Genomic DNA, 17,479 nt, shown 5'->3' with positions numbered 1-17,479 from the left:
ATGCTCGAACACACCGATGAAGCGAATCTGCTGATAGTCGATGATCTACCTGAGAACCTGCTGGCGTTGGATGCGCTGCTGAAAGGCCCAGGCATCCACGTGCATCAGGCTGAGTCGGCTGAGCAGGCGCTCGAGTTGCTGCTACGCCATGAGTTCGCGCTGGCCATACTCGACGTACAGATGCCTGGCATGGACGGCTTTCAGTTGGCCGAACTGATGCGCAGCACCGAGCGTACCAAGCAGATTCCGATCGTCTTCGTCAGCGCTGCCGGACGTGAGCTCAACTACGCATTCAAGGGCTACGAGAGCGGCGCCGTCGACTTCATGCAGAAGCCGCTGGATACCCATGCAGTGCGCAGCAAGGTCAGCGTGTTCGTCGACCTGTATCGCAATCGCAAGCGCCTGGCGCGTCAGCTTGAACAGCTGGAGCGCAGTCGCCGCGAGCAGGAAGTGTTGCTCGACGAGCTGCGCAGTACCAAGGTCGAGCTAGAGAATGCGGTGCGTATGCGCGATGACTTCATGTCCATCGTTTCCCATGAGCTGAAGACGCCGCTCAACACCCTCATCCTCGAAGTGCAGTTGCGCAAGCTGCAGCTTGGCCGCAAGAACTTTGCTGCGTTCAGCGAGGACAAGCTGCAACAGATGGTCGACAAGGATGAACGGCAGATCCAGAGCCTGATCCGGCTGATCGATGACATGCTCGATGTCTCGCGGATCCGTACCGGCAAACTGTCGATTCGGCCGACGCAGGTGGATCTGGGAAAGCTCGTAGCCAGCGTGGTGGAGAATTTCGCCCCGCAGATGGAAGCGAGCGGTTGCACACTGCTGTTCCAGCGTCCAGAGCCGGTGATCGGCCTTTGGGACGAGTTTCGTATCGAGCAGGTGTTGGCGAACCTGTTGACCAATGCCATGCGTTACGGCGCCGGCCAACCGGTGCAGGTGAACGTCAGTACTACCGCAGCGGGCGCCTGCATCGAGGTGCGCGATCACGGCATCGGCATCAGCCAGAAGAGTCTGGAGCGAATCTTCTGTCAGTTCGAGCGAGCTGAAGGTAGCGAGAGTAGCGCCGGACTTGGGCTCGGGTTGTTCATCGCCGAGCAGATCATCAAGGCGCACAGCGGACTCATTCAGGTCGAGAGCGAAGAGGGAAAGGGCGCGCTGTTCCGTGTTCTGCTGCCGCTGAACGCCGGAGCCTGAGGCGGCCCCGGGCGAAACTCAGGCCCAGCTCAGTTGCGGCCAGCCCTTGGCCTCCGCTTGCTCGCGCAACAGCGGATCAGGATTCACCACGTGTGGGTGCGACACCTGCTCGAGCAGCGGCAGATCGTTGATCGAGTCGGAGTAGAAATACGCCCCTTCCAGCGATTCACCCTCAGCTTCAGCCCACTCGCGCAACCGACTGACTTTGCCTTCTCGGTAAGTGAGCACCCCACGGGTGTTGCCACTGTAGAAACCGTGCTGTTCTTCCAACTGAATCGCCAGCACATCCCCGATGCCGAGTCGGCTGGCCACTGCTTCGACCAGAAACGCTGCCGAAGCGGAGATCACCAGGATGCGGTCACCCGCCTTGCGGTGCTGAGCGACCTGGCGCATGGCATCGCTGTAGATCAGCGGCTCGATCACATCTTCAACGAAGGGCTCGACAACATGAGCCACTTCTTCAGCCGTACGGCCCACCAGCGGCGTCAGGCTGAAGGCCATGTAGTCTTCCATTGCCAGCGTGCCGAAGGCGTATTCGGCCATCAGCTCGGCGTCCTTGCGCAGAAAGGATTCCCCGTCCACCCAGCCGATCTTGGCCATTTCGTGCGCCCATAGGCTGGCGCAATCACCATCGATCAAGGTTTCGTCCAGATCAAAAATTGCCAGTGCCATCAAGCCACCTCGTGAATTGCCGAAGCGTCGATGGTAAGGCTTACCTGGCGGCCGTGGGGATAGAGATCGGCGGCAGAGCGGTTGAGCACGTCCACCATCAGGTCGACGTCACGCGCTTCGACGCGGTAGCGGATCACATTGCCCAGCAGGCTATGGCTCTTGATGACCGCCGCGATCCCCTCGTTACTTCCTGATGAATTGACCAGGGCAATGGCTTCCGGTCGGATCGCCACTTTCGAATGGACAGGGCGTTGCAACAGTCGTGAGGCGACATCGGCGTCGAGCAGGTTGTAGTTGCCGATAAAGCCAGCGGCGAAGGCACTCACGGGCGCGGTGTACAGGGTCTCGGCATCGGCGCTCTGGACGATGCGGCCGGCGTTCATCAGCAGGATGCGATCGGACAGGGTCAGTGCTTCTTCCTGATCATGGGTCACGAAGATGGTGGTCAGTCCCAGCTCCTGCTGGATCGCACGGATCTGTTCACGCAGGTGCTTGCGGATGCGCGCATCCAGGGCCGACAGGGGTTCGTCCAGCAGCAGCAGGCGAGGGCGGGTGACCAGTGAGCGCGCCAGAGCCACACGCTGGCTTTGTCCGCCCGAGAGCTGGCTCGGGTAGCGGTGGGCGAACTCACCAAGCTCGACCATCGCCAGCACCTCGGCCACCCGAGTGGCGCTTTCATCTCTGGCAATCTTCTGCATGCGCAGGCCGAAGGAGACGTTCTGTTCCACCGTCATGTTGGGGAACAGTGCGTAACTCTGGAAGACCATGCCGATCTGGCGCTTTTGCGGTGAGATTGGCACTAGATCCTCGCCATCCAGCAAGATCTGACCACCGTCGACCTCGGTCAGACCGGCGATGCAGCGCAGCAGCGTGGACTTGCCACAGCCTGAGGGGCCAAGCAATGTAATCAGCTCACCCTTGGCGATCTCGCAATCGATATCGCTGAAGACCTGGGTGTCGCCATAGGCTTTGTGCAGGTTACGAACGCAAAGGTAGCTCATGGAGTGTTCCTGTCTCGAATAGCCGCAGCGTTGGCCGGGGCCTGTCGTAAAAAAGGGTTGGCCAGGCGGTGCTCCGTTTCAGCGCCACGCTGCTATTCCGTAGGATGGGCTTCAGCCCGCCGATTCTTCGGCGGGGCTCTCTCTGGTGGGCTAAAGCCCACCCTACAAAACCCGCTGAGCACGCCTTCCGGTACGCCCGGTGAGTCACGTAGGGTGGGCTTCAGCCCACCGAGCAAACTAGCCAGGCCTTCTTGCAAACACTGCCCCTCAGGGCTTCTCCCGATTCAACCGGGTCGCCGCCCAGGTGAATACCAGTACGAAGAAGAAGTAGGAGATCACCAGCGCACTGTTGAAATGGCCGCTGCTGTTTTTCATGTTGTTCAGATAGACCTGCAAGGTTTCGTAGCGGGTGCCGACCAGCAGGTTGGCGAAGACGAACTCGCCGAACAGAAACGAAAACGACAGGAACAGCGACACCATCAGCCCCTTGCGCAGGTTCGGCAGCACCACCAGAAACGCCGCTTTCCAGGTGCTGGCGCCGAGCAGGTGGGCCGCATCCATCAGGTCGCGCAGATTGATCGCCTGCAGGTTGTTGCTGATCGCCCGGTACATGAACGGCAGCGCTATGGTGAAGTAGGCGCCAATGAGGATCCAGGGCGTGCCGACCATCGCCAGCGGCCCCGAGCCGTAGAGCTGCAGCAGGCCGACCGAGGACACCACCGGCGGCACGGCAAACGGCAGCAGGATCAGGATGTTCATCAGCCCGTCGAGCTTGGGAAAGTGGTAATGCACCACGAACAGCAGCGGCAGGATCAGCACCACCGCCAGGGTCAGCGCCCCGAGGCAGACCAGCAGCGACTGGGCGAACGCCCGCAGAAAGCGCTCTTCACTCCAGAGCTGCACATACCAGTTGAACGTCAGCCCGTCCGGCAGGATGGTCGCTGACCAACTGCTTGAGATCGAGTAGAGAAAGGTCGCTGCCAGGGGTAGCAACAGGATGAAGAAAAGCAGCCACACCACCATGCGGTGGTACAGCGCACCGCGCTTGGCTTCAGCGGCCCGCATGGTAGCTCCTCCTGAGCAGCAGCTGATGCGCCACGGTGATCACGCCCATGAGCCCAACCAACACCATCGCCAGTGCGCTCGCCATGTTCGGATCGAGGGAAATGTCGCCGGAAATCATCGCCGCGATGCGGATCGGCAACACGTTGAAATTCCCGGTGGTGAGGTAATAGACCGTGGCATAGGCCCCCAGCGCATTGGCCAGCAGGATGACGAAGGTGCCCAGCAGTGCCGGCGTCAATACCGGCAGGCCGATATAACGCCAGTAGCTCCAGGTGCCCGCACCCAGCAACGAGGCTGACTCGCGCCAATCCTCGCGCAGTGCATCGAAGGCGGGGTAGAGCAGCAGCACGCCCAGCGGGATCTGAAAGTAGGTGTAGAGCACGATCAGGCCGGTCTTGGAGTAGAGATTGAAGTCCTCGATGATGCCGGCCTGCTTGAGCAGGATCGTCAGTGCCCCGTTGAAACCGAGCAGAATGACGAAGGCGAACGCTAGCGGTACCCCGGCGAAGTTGCTGGTCATGTTGGAAAAGGCCATGACGAAGTCGCGCAACTTCGAATCGACCTGGCGCAGCGAGTAGCTGCCAAGGATGGCGATGACGATGCCGAACAGACTCGACCAGAAGGCGATCTGCAAGCTGTGCTTGATAGCCTGTAGATAGAACTTGGAGCCGAAGACTTTCTCGAAATTGGCCAGGCTCCAGCCGTCCGCCGTGTTCAGGCTGTTGAGTGTGACCCACAGCAGCGGAGCAATTTGAAAGGCGAAAAAGAACACGGCGAACGGCAGCAGGCAGAGCAGGGCCAGCCATTTGCGGCGCGGCGCCCGACGGTCTGCGATTCCAGGCACAGCACCGTCTCGAATGGCGGCGGTCTTGAGGTTGTCTTCAAGCGGCGCGCTCATTTCAGCAGGTCCTGGCACAGTGGTTTGTCATGGGCCACGCCGAGCAACTCGCATAGTGTGCCGCACAACTCGGTCTGTTTCGGCCGTGCGCCTGGGTCGAGGCTGAATGCTGAACCCAGAACGAACAGTGGCACCTCGCGCTCTTCGGACAATAGGCCGTTGTGGGAGCGGTCGTTATTCATGCCGTGATCGGCCGTCACCAACACTTGGTAACCATCGTCCAGCCAGCGCTGCAGGTAGTCAGCGAGGAGGATATCGGCGCGGCGCGCGGCGTTGCGGTACTGGGATGAGTCCAGGCCGTGCTTGTGGCCGGCGTCGTCGATGTTCATCGGATGCACCAGCAGGAAGTCGGGACTGAACCGCAGCCGCAGACTTTCAGCGTCAGCAAACAGATGCGAGTCCGGGTAGTGATCCTCGTAATAGAAGTGACCGTGCTGGATCGGCAGTTCGGGCGTTTCGCTATGACGATCGCGTGCTGCCACGAAGGGCGCGCGGTTATAGAGCTCGCTGACCCAGTGATAGGCCGCGGCCGCCGTGCTCAAACCAGCGTCGCGGGCGTAATGGAAGATGCTGCGCTCGGTGGATAGCCGCACCACGTCGTTATGCACCACGCCACTGTCGATTGGTGCCACGCCGGTCAGGATGCATTCATAAAGGGGGCGTGACAGCGCGGGTAATTCACATTCCAAGCGGTACAGCGCTCCCCGGCCGGCCACGCAATAGGCCTGCAGATGACCGAGCGCGTGCTCCGCGACCTGATAGCTGAGGCCGTCGAGCACAACGAGGATGGCTTTGCCCATGGGACTGTTCCTTATCAGCATCAGCAGTGGGCCGTAGGGTGGGCCGGCCGGCGCTCCGCTTCAGTCCACCGTTTCTTCTGCGGGACTTTCTCTGGTGGGCTAAAGCCCACCCTACAAAAACCCGACCCAATCCGTCTTCCGGCACACCTGGTGCGCGTCGTAGGGTGGGCTTCAGCCCACCGCCTGCGTACTGGCGGGCTGAAGTGGGGCGCCGCTCACCACCTTACGATCCTGTCGGTTGGCAGCCGATCACTCCATTTCGATGATCACGTTTTCCTGCCACTGCTGCGGCAGAGCCTTGGAAGTTGCTTCCCAGGCATCGGCGTTCTCGATCGGCTTGACCTTGACGTACTGCTCGTTCGGCAGCAGCTTGGCCTGAACCTCGGCGGGCAGTGTCAGGTGCTCGGCGCGGATCGGCCGGGCGTTGCCCTTGGCCAGGTTGATCTGCCCGGCATCGGAGAGGATGTATTCGCGGGCGAGCTTGGCGGCGTTGGGGTGTTTGGCCCACTTGTTGATGATGGTCGTATAGCCGGAAATCACCGAGCCATCTGACGGAATCACGACCTCGAAGCGGCTGGGGTCGATCTGGTCGCGGTACGACAGGCCATTGAAGTCCCAGACCACACCCACTTCCACTTCGCCGCGTTCCAGTGTCTGGATCGTCGGGTTCGACAGCGACAAGCGGCCCTGCTTGGCGATGTCGGCGAAATAATCCAGGCCCGGCTGGATGTTCGTCTCGTCCCCACCGTTGGCGATGGCCGCGGCCAGTACGCCATTGACCGCTTGTGCAGCAGCGCTGACATCGCCGATGGCGACTTTGTACTGACCATCCTTCAGCTCGGCCCAGGAGGTCGGCACATCCTTGACCAGCTGCGTGTTGACGATGAAGGCGATGGAGCCGGTATAGGCCAGCATCCAGTGCCCGTCCTTGTCTTTGGCCCATTCGGGAACCTGGTCCCATGTGGTGGGCTTATATGGCTGGGTAACACCTTGCTGAACGGCGATCGGTCCGAAGGCGGCGCCGACGTCACCGATGTCGGCCGTGGCATTGTCTTTTTCGGCGGCGAACTTAGCGATCTCCTGGGCCGAACTCATGTCGGTGTCCATATGCTTGAGACCGTACTTCTTTTCCAGATCCTGCCAGGTATCCTTCCAGTTGGCCCAGCTGTCCGGCATGCCGACGCTATTGACCTCACCTTCCGCGCGAGCCGCCTCTTCGAGCGCTTTTAGATCCGTTTGTGCAGCGTTCGCCGATGTCGCCAGGGCGATGGCTGATCCCAGTAGTGAAGCCAGCAGCAGTCGTTTCATTCGAAGCTCCTTTCGCAGGTCGGTTGGTCTAGATCAGTTCGATGCAACCAAACTAGGGGGCGCAAGTGACAGTTTGATGTCGTTGCCTCCGCCGTCGCCGTAACGGGCGACACTGCGACAGGAGTGCCGTAACAAGCCTAGCGCACGCGCAAAACCCTGCCTGAAAAGGCCTGCACAGTTTTTTTGTCCGTAGTGCACCGCGTTATCTATACGGTCCGCGGGCTGTTTTTGCCGCTGCATTGTCATGCGACAGTCATCATTACGCTCTAGCGTTACGCGCCATCAACTGGGAAAAGACGGCAGCCCGTGCCCCGCTTTGGTCCTTGGTATAGTCCAGTGAGAAAAGACGATGCGCTATGAAGTCCCGCGGACGGTAACGGCGATCTGTAGCTCGCTACAGGAGCAGATCCGTCATGGCTTGCTGCAGCCGGGCGGGCAGTTGCCGTCCGAGCGAAAGCTCAGTGAGCTGTTCGCCACCACACGCATCACGCTACGCGAAGCCTTGGGGCAGCTGGAATCCCTCGGCATGATCTATCGCGAAGACCGCCGTGGCTGGTTCGTGTCGCCACCTCGGGTGCTCTACAACCCACTGGTGCGGAGCCATTTCCACGCGATGGTGGGCGAACAGGGCCGTTTGCCTGCTACCGAGGTGCTGTCGGCAAGGCTGCAGCCCGCTACTGCGGAGATTTGTTCGCGCCTGGAGCTTGCAGCGTTATCGAGCGTCATCCAGATACGCCGCGCACGCCGCATCGACGGCCGCCTTGTACTCTACGTCGAGCACTACCTGAACCCAGTCCACTTTCCCGGCATCCTGAAGTACGACCTGACCTGCTCACTTACCGAGCTGTACGCCAGCGAATACGGCATCCATTACGGTTGCGTCCGCTTCGACATGGTCCCCACTGCCCTGCACCCGGAAGCCGCATCAACCCTGCGCACCGCCCCCGGTAGCCCAGCCCTGCGCATCACCCGTCTGAACCGCGATCAGCATGAGCGGATCATTGACTGCGACGTGGAGTATTGGCGGCATGATGCGATTCATGTGTGTGTGGAGGTGCCGGAGTAGGGCGAATGCTGATTCGCTGGTCTGTTTGTAGGATTAACCTCCGGCGTGCAGCGGGGCGGTTTTAGATTTGCCGAGACCAGAGCGTATGCAGGGTTACGCTTGGTCAGCCTACCTGGGCAGCGGAGTAACGCCTGAATGGTGGCAGATCGGTCTCAACGATATCGGGCGCCATGGTCGTCGGGCCGTGTTAATAACGGCGGTACGGCGCAGGCGGCGTTCAGCACCAAATACTGTCACCTTTCCGGTCATTAGCGGTATTTGCTGCCAGCAGCGCTCCATTTTTCGTCAGCTGCGTTCGGTGCCGATGTGATGCTGATGGACGTCATCGAAGTCGTCGCTCTTGGGCGTGGCCTGGATGCCCTTGGCTTCCTGGCTGCGGTAGTAGGCTTCGATGCTCAGGCCGGGGTCGATCTTGGATTGGATGATGCAGGGTTGTTCCTGCCATTTGTAGTCGCGGTTGCGCTTTATCATTTCCGCACGGCCACGGCGCTCCCAGGCCCGGTAAGGCATATCACGCCAACGGCGCGGGTCGCGCTTGCTCTGGCGGTCGTGTTCGGCGGTAGTCGGGTCGAGGTGGCGGAACTGTTCGAGAATCGGCAGTTCGGGTAAGGGTTGGGTCACGTCCATATAGCGCTGCAGCGTATCCCAGAACGCCAGAGCTTCTTCCAGGTTCATGCCCAGGGATTGGATTTTAGCGCCGAGAAACACCTCGACCGAGGTGTAGCGGTGGTGCATCCAAATTGCGAAGCCGCTGTTGCCGTGCGGGCCGGGGCGGAATTCCAGGGTGGCATCGAACTCATAGAGCGGTGCGCTAAAGGGTTTTTGAAAGCGCCTGCCAATAGTGAGCATGCCGGTCTGGCGGTTAAAGCCGCTGTCATCGTGAGCGAATACGCGCAGGTAAAGGTCTTGTAAGTAATCCCAGCCGATTAGGCCCATAAAGACACTAAGGGCCATGCCAGCGCAAAGCCAGAACATATCTGTACCGGACGAGGAGTCCTCAAAGGTTGCTAGAGAGGCTATTAGCGCCACTAAAAAGCCAGATGCAACATGGATTAGATATTGTTTATAGCGCGGATTATCGCCGCCCCACACATACCAAGCACTAAGACCCATAAATAAAAAAGATACTATAATGGAGAGAAAGCCAATGACGACATATGAGTTGGCGCTATTTATTTCTGCCGCCCACGCTATAGTTACAGCGAGAGCTTCTGTAGTCATAACCCCCCACAGCATCCACGGTATAAAAAGCATTGACGCATATTTTAAATAGGGAATCAGAATCATCCACTTGCTGGTGTTATCGAAGTTCCAGCGCTTTTGATTAATATAAAGGTCATTTTCTTTTTTTTTGTCTAGATAGTCACGCATACCGGGCTGCAACTGTGCATCTACATCCTGCGAAGGCACTAGGTTGGCATAGTGCCCCCAGCGCAATTGCGTCCGAGTCGGGCCAGTACGGTCGGCATCCTGCGGCCACTTATGCGGTGGTTGAACCGGAATGGCGTTGCTGCAGTAGGCCGAATCGGCATAAGTTGCTGTCGGTTTAACGGAGGCATTCATATTTTGGCAAAGTCCCGTTGTGTAATCAGCCAGTAGGCCACGTCATCGGCATTGTCGCCGTCTGTGGGCATCTGCGCTGCAAACGCTTGCCAGCTACGCGGCTTTGGCTGGGGGAGCGTGATGCGGTTATAGCCTGGGAAGGGATCGTCCGCGTGGCACATAGTTTCGCCCAGTTCGAACTGCCCACAGACCTTAAGGCTGTATTCGATGGCTTGCCTGTAGCGCAGCGGGTCATCTGCCGAGGCCACAACAAATTGTGCAGGCAGCACAAAGAGCAAGCGATTACCGTCGAGCACCACAGCGCCAAGCTTTTCCTTGGGGATAGGCTGGTAACGGTAGGTCCAACCCGAGGTATGACCACGGGTGCGCAGCACTTCCTTGGCGATTAGGCGGAAGTCGAGGCCATTGCGGAACTGGCCCAGCAGCGGGGTGCTCAGTTCGACCACCCAGTCTTGCCGTGCCAGGTAACCACGCGCGCTTGTTTGCGCATCGAGCAGGCGAGCGTTGTCCGCCGCACTGGCCTTGTCCTGCCAGAACTGTAGCCGCTCAATATGGACGCGGGGCTCGCCCAGAGCCCCCAGCAGTTGCTGGTAAGCCTGCAAGGGGTTGTTCATCTGCGGCAGGCGCTGCTTGGTGCCGAAGGGGCCGTGCTTGATGGCCTGTTCCACCGCGCCATCGGCTAGTAATACGGTGCCAATCACACCGGCCACCAGCAGACCGATCCCCAGCCCCAGCAACCAGGGGCTGGCTAGCAGACCAACGGTATAGAGCGCCCAGATACCCGAGCCGCTGGCGGCGATCATATTAGCCATGGCGACATCGTCGTCGCCGTCACGCAGGGCGCGTCCGGCGTCCCACGCAAACAAGAAAGCCGTTACTCCCATGGCCACAGCCGAGCCGACACGCGACACATTTAGCCATGTGCTGCCAGTACGCTTTAGCAGGTTTTCGGCCCAGAAGCCTGAGGTTTGAAAGCGGCCTCGCTCCCAGAACACATGCCATGGGTTGCCGCTACGCTTGGCATCGGTTAGCAATTTGAGCGCAACGTTATTACTGGCTAACCCAAGATCTGCTGTAGCGCCCATTGCGCCAATGGTCCATCGTTCTACCTCGCCTTGGCTGATTAAGTCTTTTGCTCCCCATAGATTCGCATACAAACTAAACCCCGCACACACAGTCGCCAGTACGGGCAACGTCTTGCTATTGGCGAGGGCCTTGGCGGTGTTCAGGTGGGCGGCGCCGGTGCGCCACTGCTTATAGTCGGCGACCAGGGGATCGTTGGCTTCGGCAGCCACCACCATGACCTGGCCCAGGTCTTTACGGGCAAAGTTCAGGCGCTCGGCCAGCTTGCCGCTGCTGGTGGCGAGTACCTGGCCATTGTTCTTTTCCAGGCTGGCATACAGGTAGTTGTCGCGGGTCAGGGTGATGCGCTCGGCGTCGGTGATGCCAAAGTTGAAGCCGTCGCCATGCACGCCCAGCACCACCATATTTTTGGCCAGAGCTTCGCCTTGGGTCAGCAGTTTCAGCCCTTTCGCTTGGCTATGCAGCTTTTTCAGCACATCGAAGGTTGGGGCGAAGCTGCGGTGCAGCTGAACTTGGGTAACGCTGGTGTTTTCGCTGATGCGCTTGACCGCCAGCGCACTGGCCAAGGCGACATGGTTGAGCAGTTCATCCATTGCCATCATCAGGTTCTGGCCGATATAGGCATTGTTGAGAAAGCTCAGCGCACTCAGGCCCAAGCGCTCCGGCTTGACGGCGATACCGCTGGCCGCAAGGGCCTGTAGACGTTTGGCGGCTTCTGGCAACTCGTTTTGGGCATTGGCCAACAAGCCTCTTGTCAGCGCATGGGTGGCCTCGACCAGTTGGCGACTGAGTTTGTCCACGGCCGCACTGACTTTCATATCCTGCGCTTCGATACAGCGCGGATCGCACCCCTTGGGCGAGCGGTTGAGGACCTCTAGCAGTTCGGTCAGTTGGGCATAAGGCTCCAGCAGACGTTCGTCGTGGCTGTGGAGGAAATCGTTCCACACTGCTGGCAGGCGTTTAACCAACTCAAGCATGCGCTCCTGCTGATGGTAAAGCTGTTCGCGGGCTTGTTCGCGTTCGCTGTGCAGGGTGGCTTTTTTTAGCGCTGCAATATCGATATGCCGTTTAAATTCTTGTAGAGGTCCATCAGCTGGCATGGCCTCCTTGTAGAGCAACTCGGCATAACGGCCGAAGGGTTGGTGCGGCACCAGGGCGTTGAGGGTTTGCAGCAGTTCCGCGCATAGCCGCGACTGGGCGACGGCATGGCGCAGGGCGAAGATGGGGTCGTCGAGCATCACCCCGACCAGTTGCGGATAGTCGCGCAACTGGTATTCGTTGAGCAGGTCTTTGTTTGCCGGCAATACTGGCAGAGGATCAGGTGGCGCAGTGCGCATAAAGCCAGCCAACTCTTTTTGCCGTTGTTCGAGCTGCTTAACCAGCGAGGCGGCGGGCAACTCGGTAAGGCCGGTATTGAGTAGCAAGGGATCTTCGAGCAGGGTTTCAAGGTGCAGTTCGCGGGCACACATGCCTTTACTGATGCGTGTGATCGGGATGACCGGCATCGCTTGGGTGGCTTTCCATTGCTCGGGGCCTACCACGGCAGCGGCCCAGGCGGGCGCTACGTTCTGACAGCGTTGCTTGATGCGCCCGGAACTGGCCTCCAGCCACTGTATATATTCCCAGGTCCAGGGCAGCTCACTGTAGGCCATGGAGAATTCGTCCCCAACGAAACGACCTTTCAGCAGCATCGGCAAAAGGATCAGATACTGCTTGACGCCGACGGGCTTGCGCTCATCCGCATTGTCGCCTGCCTTGGCCGTCTTTCGCCAATGGACTATATCCACTTCGAAGAATTGCCCATGGCCGTCGCTTTCCAGCTCGCGCCAAAGTTTCCCTTGCCGGAACACGTACAGTCTTCCTGCTCTAAGCAAGCCGCCCTTGGGGGCCTCGTCGTAGCGATCGTAGCCCGGCAAGCGCGCCATCGGCATGACTGCGAGGAAGGTATTCTGCTGAATATTCTCTTCTTCCTCATTGCTGCGCATATCTACTTCGACCGGGATCTGCAGCTCGCCGCCGTCGGCGCGTCCGATATTCAGCGCGAGCCGCGCACGGCGCGCATTGTCGTATTCCGCGCGCTTGCGGGTGCCCTGCTTGATGGGCTGGCCCTTCAGCTCGCTCATGCTTCCTCCTCCGGGTCGAGCAGTTGTACTTGGCCGCCCAAGGCCGGGTCGCCCCATACATCGACGATCAGCTGTTGTGGCCCTTGTTGACCTAGGCTTGCCAGCGGCAACAGCGGATTGATATTGGCTTGGCCGGTCTTATCGCCGGTCGGTGCGGTATCTGCGGGCTTGGGAATGATCGGTAACACTGGAGCCGCCCCCGAACCGCCGCCCGGTCCACCGCCGGAGTTGATCTTGATAATCGGCCCGACCATCGTGATGCCGCTACCGTCGAGTTTGATAAAGCTACTCGCGGCTTTGAAGGTCAGCTCGCTGCCGGCTTCGAGGACCACTTTCAGGCCGCTGGAGAGGTGGATTTCGTTGCCGGCTTCAACGAACTGGCCGGTGCCGATCTTGACGTGCTGGTTATTGCCGACTGTCAGGTGGTCGTCTGCTTTGACTTCGCTGCGGCGGTCGGTATGCGTGGTGCGGTGTTCTTCGGCGCGGAATTCGCTGTAGCTGTTGGCCTCGACGGTGTCGTGGCGTTCGTGTCCGACGCGGACCTTCTGGTCGTGTTCGATGTTCTCGTCCCAGTCGCGCTGGGCGTGAAGGTAGATTTGCTCGGCGCCCTTGCGGTCTTCGATGCGCAGTTCGTTGTAACCGCCACCGCCCGGACTGCTCAGGGTCTTAAAGACGCTGCGGGTCTTGTTAGCCGGCAGCTCGTAGGGAACGGCGTTTTCCTTGTGGTACAGGCAGCCGGTGATCAGGGGCTGGTCGGGGTCGCCTTCGAGGAAGGTCACCAGTACTTCCATCCCCTCGCGCGGGATGGCGATTCCGCCATAGCGGTCGCCGGCCCAGCTTGAGCTGACACGCAGCCAGCAGCTCGTGTGCTCATCGGCTTTGCCTTCGCGGTCCCAGAGAAACTGCACCTTCACTCGGCCGTATTCGTCGCAGTGGATCTCTTCGCTGGCCGGGCCGGTTACGACCGCGCTCTGGCTGCCGAGGATGCGTGGTTTGGGGTGGCGAAGTGCGGGGCGGAAGGGGACAGCCCAAGGGGTCGCAGTGAACTGGTTTCGGTAGCCTTGGGTGAAGTCGTTGTTGGCAAGGGACCTCTCATCCCTTAGCCGGACTTCCCTTTCCCTGCCAATTAGGGGAAAGGGCGTCAGCGCGGCGATGTCTGAAGAATCGGTGACGGACTCTTCCAACACCTGAGGTTGCTTGCCTTCGTGGAAAACTTCAGTCAGCAGCCAGAGCTGATTCCAGTCGCTGCGCGGATGATCGCTGAGTGATAGAAAGTGGCCGCTGACCAGCAGCGGCTGGTCGCTTTCTCCCTCAGCCAGTTCGAAGTCGTGGCGATGGCGTTCCAGCGCGCGCCGGGATAGGTGCTTGCCTCGCTCGCGGTCGACGAAGCGGCCGGGATAGTCGTAAACCTCGAGGTCGGGCTGGGTGTTGCTTCTAACCGCCGCCTCCATGGTCAGACGGGGCTTCTCGAAATCGTAATCGCGGCGGGTGACGCGGCCGGTGCGGGTCTCGACGCGCACGCCAAAACGCTTGATGACCGGCTCATCGGCAACCAGACCGCTGTCCTGCTGATAGGCAACCGAGGCAAGTGTCGGAAATACCGTCTGGTCATCACCGAAGACCAGCATGTGGCCGGCATCGCTGTGCCGGAAGTGGTAGTGAATGCCTTCTTCCTCACAGAGGCGTTGGATGAACTGAAGATCCGTTTCATCGTATTGAACGCAGTAGTCCCGCTTGGGATAGACCACCGGGCCAAGATCGAAGCGGTGGCCGTCGCCGGCGAGAATGCCGTGCTCTTCTAGCACCTTGGCGATGATCTGCGGTACCGAAAGGTGCTGGAAGATACGCTGGTTGGTGCGGTGAGATAGATAGGCTAGCTGTGGACGCAAGGTGACGCGATAGCGCGTCAGGCGTTTGCCGGAGTTGCCTTGCGCTGCGCTGTAGATCAAGCCATGGATACCCTTGCCGGCAGGCGACAAGGCTAGAAAGGCGCGCTGATGTAGCAGGCTTTCCAGGTCGATATCGGAGCGCTCGCTGACCAGTTCGAGGTCGAACGCGAAGGGCTGCGAGATGGCCTCTCGACCCTTGAATTCGAGTACCTGCAAGTCATATTGAGCGCCTTCAATCGCAAGGCTGAAGTGCGTGTCGTTAGCCGGATTGAACATTCCCTGTTCCTTTGTAACCAGTCCATGGCGGCGAGCCGGTAATGGCTCGCAAGGCGGCATCGTCTGTATTTCTGGCGTGCCGTAGCGCGGATTGGAGAGTCATCCAGTTCCGCAGAAATCTGGCAGCTATTCTCGCCCTTTTGGCGAAATATCCGTGTGAAGCACTACGTTGTTTGCCGAATGCGTCAGCTGGAAACGCATCGGCCAGGTAAACCTGGCCGATGTGGATTAACCGTAGCCGCGAGGCCTGATCGAGGCTTATGCCGAGATCGGGGTACGCCAGTCGTCGGAGCCAGAAGTACCGGAGACTTCGTGGGTCCAGACGATCTTGCGGTAGGTGAAGTACACGTCTTCCAGATGGGTGAAGTGGGACATGTTCGGGTCTTGGCAGTTGGGCATGCGCGACTGCACGTCGACGATCACCGCATCTTCCAGTTCGATGGTGAAGTAGTGCTCCTGAGTACCGGTGGAGGAGGTGCGGTACCACTCCAGGCGGCACTTGTTCAGGCGTTCACCCGAGGTCAGAGCGTTGAAGATCAGCGGCGACGACTTGTCGAACACCTTGGTGATCATCAGGGGTTTGTGCACGCGCTGGCCGGTGGGTTGGCCGGACTGAGGGTCGCGCGGGATGATCACCTGGTGCTGGAAAGCCTGCACCAGAATCTGGTCTTCGTGTCCTTCCTGGAAAATATTGCCGACCGAGTCCTCGGTGAAAGTGCCTGCGGTGATCAGGCCTTGCTTGGTGCCTTCGAGGGACAGATACGCGGGTGTTGGCATGAACGCTCTCCTTGCCTTGTTGAATGCCAGAATGGCAGCAGAATAAGTACAAGGCGCGTGCCAGTTATATTTAATCCTTACGTTTCAATTGGTTAGACGTATCCACTGAGGTCGAGACCGTCTGCTCTGCGCCATCGCTCACATTTAGTTGGGCAACATCCTGCCCGCAGTTGCGCAACATTTGGCGCATGTGTCTCTAGCACCCGTCATTGTTCGCTTCACAACTACAGGTCGATCGCCCCAAGCCAAAGCCTGCGCAGCATTCTGCGCAGCGCGATGGCTCAGGACGAGCAGCTGATTTCTAGGTGTTTGCCCCATTCCGGCGGTCGCTCGGCGTAGTGCTCCATGCCTGGCTGCTCGTCGAAGGGGCGGCTAAGCACCCCATGCAGCTCGCGCACCGGGCCGTAGTCGCCTGCCTCGGCGGCCTCGATTGCCTTTTGCGCCAGGTAATTGCGCAGAATGTACTTCGGGTTGGCTGCGTGCATGCGGGTCCGGCGCGCCTCGTGATCGACGCTTTCGCGCTCGGAACGCTGGCGGTAGGTCGCGGCCCATTCATCGAAGGCTTTGATGTCGACGAAATCTTCACGCAGCCGAGCCAGAGCCTTCTCTGCCGGGCTGTCACCGAGCTCGCGGAAGAAGCGCGTGTAATCGATGGCGCTGCTCTGCATCAGCTGTAGCAAGCGCTGGATCAGCTCTTTGTCGCTCTCCTCGGCGGTCTGCAAGCCGAGCCGTTTGCGCATCAGATCGAGCCACACCGTTTCGTAGATCGGCAGGAACAGGTCCATGGTCGCGCGCAGCTGCTCAATGGCGATGAAGGGCGTCAGCGCCTGCGCCAGCGCGGCGAGGTTCCAGTGCGCAATTGGGACCTGATTCTCGTAGGAATACCGGCCGGCATGGTCGGAGTGGTTGCAGACGAATCGCGCATCGAAATCGTCGAGGAAGGCGTAAGGACCGAAGTCGAAGGTGATGCCTAGAATGGACATGTTGTCGGTGTTCATCACCCCGTGACAGAAGCCATAAGCCTGCCATTTGGCGACCATTTCCGCGGTGCGCTCCAGCACTTCACGGAAGAAACCATGGTATGGCTCTGGATGCTCCAGGCATTCGGGAAAGTGGCTTTCGACAACATGATCAAGCAGCTTCTTCAATTCGTCGTGCTGCTTGGTGTAGTAGAAGAATTCAAAGTGGCCGAAGCGGACGTGGCTGGGCGCGAGGCGCATCAACATTGCGCCGCGCTCCTGGCGTTCACGGTAGACCGGCGTCTCCGAACCGGTCACGCAGAGCGCGCGGGAGCTGGGAATACCCAGCGCGTGCAGGTGCTCGCTGGCAAGAAACTCGCGGATTGATGAACGCAGCACGGCACGGCCGTCACCCATGCGGGAATAGGGCGTCATGCCGGCACCTTTGAGGTGCAGATCCCAATGCTCGCCCGCCTCGTTGACCACCTCACCGAGCAACAGACCACGGCCATCGCCCAGTTGCGGGTTGTAGCTGCCGAACTGGTGGCCGGAGTAGACCATCGCACGTGGTTCCGCCGTGCTCCAGAGCTTGTGGCCGGCGAACAGGTCGGTGAACAGCGGATCGTCCTTGGTTGCCGGGTCGAGGTCGAGCAAGGCCATGGCGGCTTCGCTGGCCACTACCAGGCGCGGATTTTCGAGCGGCTGGGGCGTGACTTCGGAAGAAAAAACCTCGCCCAGCTGGGCGAAGCGGTTGTCGAAATTCAGCTCGGTAAGCGTCTTCACGGGGGCTCCGGCACCTTGC

General features: G+C 59.7%; 13 protein-coding genes. 2 read left to right on the top strand and 11 right to left on the bottom strand.

Annotation, left to right across the window (positions count from 1 at the left end):
• On the top strand, positions 1-1,197 hold the full coding sequence (locus tag C1896_19790; protein ID AZZ46967.1) for a hybrid sensor histidine kinase/response regulator: 1,197 nt from the start codon (positions 1-3) through the stop codon (positions 1,195-1,197).
• Positions 1,198-1,215: 18 nt separating this feature from the next.
• On the opposite strand, the gene C1896_19785 is transcribed toward C1896_19790, so the two are convergent.
• The 6 genes from C1896_19785 to C1896_19760 form a co-directional block, all read right to left on the bottom strand.
• The gene (locus C1896_19785; GenBank protein ID AZZ46966.1) at positions 1,216-1,869 is read right to left on the bottom strand and encodes an HAD-IB family hydrolase; all 654 of its coding nucleotides are present in this window, start codon (positions 1,867-1,869) and stop codon (positions 1,216-1,218) included.
• Entirely contained in the window at positions 1,869-2,870 is a 1,002-nt protein-coding gene (locus tag C1896_19780; GenBank protein ID AZZ46965.1) for a spermidine/putrescine ABC transporter ATP-binding protein, read from the bottom strand. Before C1896_19780 ends, C1896_19785 begins: the two co-directional genes overlap by 1 nt.
• A gap of 267 nt (positions 2,871-3,137) precedes the next feature.
• Positions 3,138-3,935, bottom strand: a complete 798-nt coding sequence (locus C1896_19775) for an ABC transporter permease (protein ID AZZ46964.1) — start codon at positions 3,933-3,935, stop codon at positions 3,138-3,140.
• Positions 3,922-4,770 carry an ABC transporter permease gene (locus tag C1896_19770; GenBank protein ID AZZ47747.1) on the bottom strand — a complete coding sequence of 283 codons (849 nt, stop codon included), beginning with the start codon at positions 4,768-4,770 and terminating at the stop codon, positions 3,922-3,924. Before C1896_19770 ends, C1896_19775 begins: the two co-directional genes overlap by 14 nt.
• Before the next feature lie 59 nt (positions 4,771-4,829).
• A complete protein-coding gene (locus C1896_19765; GenBank protein AZZ46963.1) occupies positions 4,830-5,633 on the bottom strand; it encodes a nucleotide pyrophosphatase in 804 nt (267 codons plus the stop codon).
• A 249-nt stretch (positions 5,634-5,882) separates the two neighbouring features.
• Entirely contained in the window at positions 5,883-6,941 is a 1,059-nt protein-coding gene (locus C1896_19760) for an ABC transporter substrate-binding protein (protein AZZ46962.1), read from the bottom strand.
• Between the two features lie 349 nt (positions 6,942-7,290).
• Between C1896_19760 and C1896_19755 the strand changes: the two genes are divergently transcribed.
• Positions 7,291-8,007, top strand: coding sequence for an MFS transporter (locus C1896_19755; GenBank protein ID AZZ46961.1), 717 nt, complete (start codon positions 7,291-7,293; stop codon positions 8,005-8,007).
• 285 nt (positions 8,008-8,292) lie between these two features.
• On the opposite strand, the gene C1896_19750 is transcribed toward C1896_19755, so the two are convergent.
• The 5 genes from C1896_19750 to C1896_19730 form a co-directional block, all read right to left on the bottom strand.
• On the bottom strand, positions 8,293-8,943 hold the full coding sequence (locus C1896_19750; GenBank protein AZZ47746.1) for a hypothetical protein: 651 nt from the start codon (positions 8,941-8,943) through the stop codon (positions 8,293-8,295).
• A gap of 623 nt (positions 8,944-9,566) precedes the next feature.
• Positions 9,567-12,776, bottom strand: a complete 3,210-nt coding sequence (locus C1896_19745; protein ID AZZ46960.1) for a hypothetical protein — start codon at positions 12,774-12,776, stop codon at positions 9,567-9,569.
• Positions 12,773-14,941, bottom strand: coding sequence for a type VI secretion system tip protein VgrG (locus C1896_19740; protein ID AZZ46959.1), 2,169 nt, complete (start codon positions 14,939-14,941; stop codon positions 12,773-12,775). Before C1896_19740 ends, C1896_19745 begins: the two co-directional genes overlap by 4 nt.
• A gap of 258 nt (positions 14,942-15,199) precedes the next feature.
• A complete protein-coding gene (locus C1896_19735; protein ID AZZ46958.1) occupies positions 15,200-15,718 on the bottom strand; it encodes a type VI secretion system tube protein Hcp in 519 nt (172 codons plus the stop codon).
• Between the two features lie 281 nt (positions 15,719-15,999).
• The gene (locus C1896_19730) at positions 16,000-17,460 is read right to left on the bottom strand and encodes a YdiU family protein (protein ID AZZ46957.1); all 1,461 of its coding nucleotides are present in this window, start codon (positions 17,458-17,460) and stop codon (positions 16,000-16,002) included.
• Positions 17,461-17,479 lie beyond the last annotated feature (19 nt).

Source organism: Pseudomonadaceae bacterium SI-3 (assembly GCA_004010935.1).
Taxonomy (GTDB): Bacteria; Pseudomonadota; Gammaproteobacteria; order Pseudomonadales; family Pseudomonadaceae; genus Stutzerimonas.
This window is presented reverse-complemented; position numbering and strand designations above follow the sequence as displayed.

Coding starts and splice junctions, on each gene's coding strand:
- C1896_19790 (AZZ46967.1), top strand. CDS start 1: ATGCTCGAACACACCGATGAAGCGAATCTGCTGATAGTCGATGATCTA.
- C1896_19785 (AZZ46966.1), bottom strand. CDS start 1,869: ATGGCACTGGCAATTTTTGATCTGGACGAAACCTTGATCGATGGTGAT.
- C1896_19765 (AZZ46963.1), bottom strand. CDS start 5,633: ATGGGCAAAGCCATCCTCGTTGTGCTCGACGGCCTCAGCTATCAGGTC.
- C1896_19735 (AZZ46958.1), bottom strand. CDS start 15,718: ATGCCAACACCCGCGTATCTGTCCCTCGAAGGCACCAAGCAAGGCCTG.
- C1896_19775 (AZZ46964.1), bottom strand. CDS start 3,935: ATGCGGGCCGCTGAAGCCAAGCGCGGTGCGCTGTACCACCGCATGGTG.
- C1896_19750 (AZZ47746.1), bottom strand. CDS start 8,943: ATGGGCCTAATCGGCTGGGATTACTTACAAGACCTTTACCTGCGCGTA.
- C1896_19745 (AZZ46960.1), bottom strand. CDS start 12,776: ATGAGCGAGCTGAAGGGCCAGCCCATCAAGCAGGGCACCCGCAAGCGC.
- C1896_19755 (AZZ46961.1), top strand. CDS start 7,291: ATGCGCTATGAAGTCCCGCGGACGGTAACGGCGATCTGTAGCTCGCTA.
- C1896_19740 (AZZ46959.1), bottom strand. CDS start 14,941: ATGTTCAATCCGGCTAACGACACGCACTTCAGCCTTGCGATTGAAGGC.
- C1896_19780 (AZZ46965.1), bottom strand. CDS start 2,870: ATGAGCTACCTTTGCGTTCGTAACCTGCACAAAGCCTATGGCGACACC.
- C1896_19760 (AZZ46962.1), bottom strand. CDS start 6,941: ATGAAACGACTGCTGCTGGCTTCACTACTGGGATCAGCCATCGCCCTG.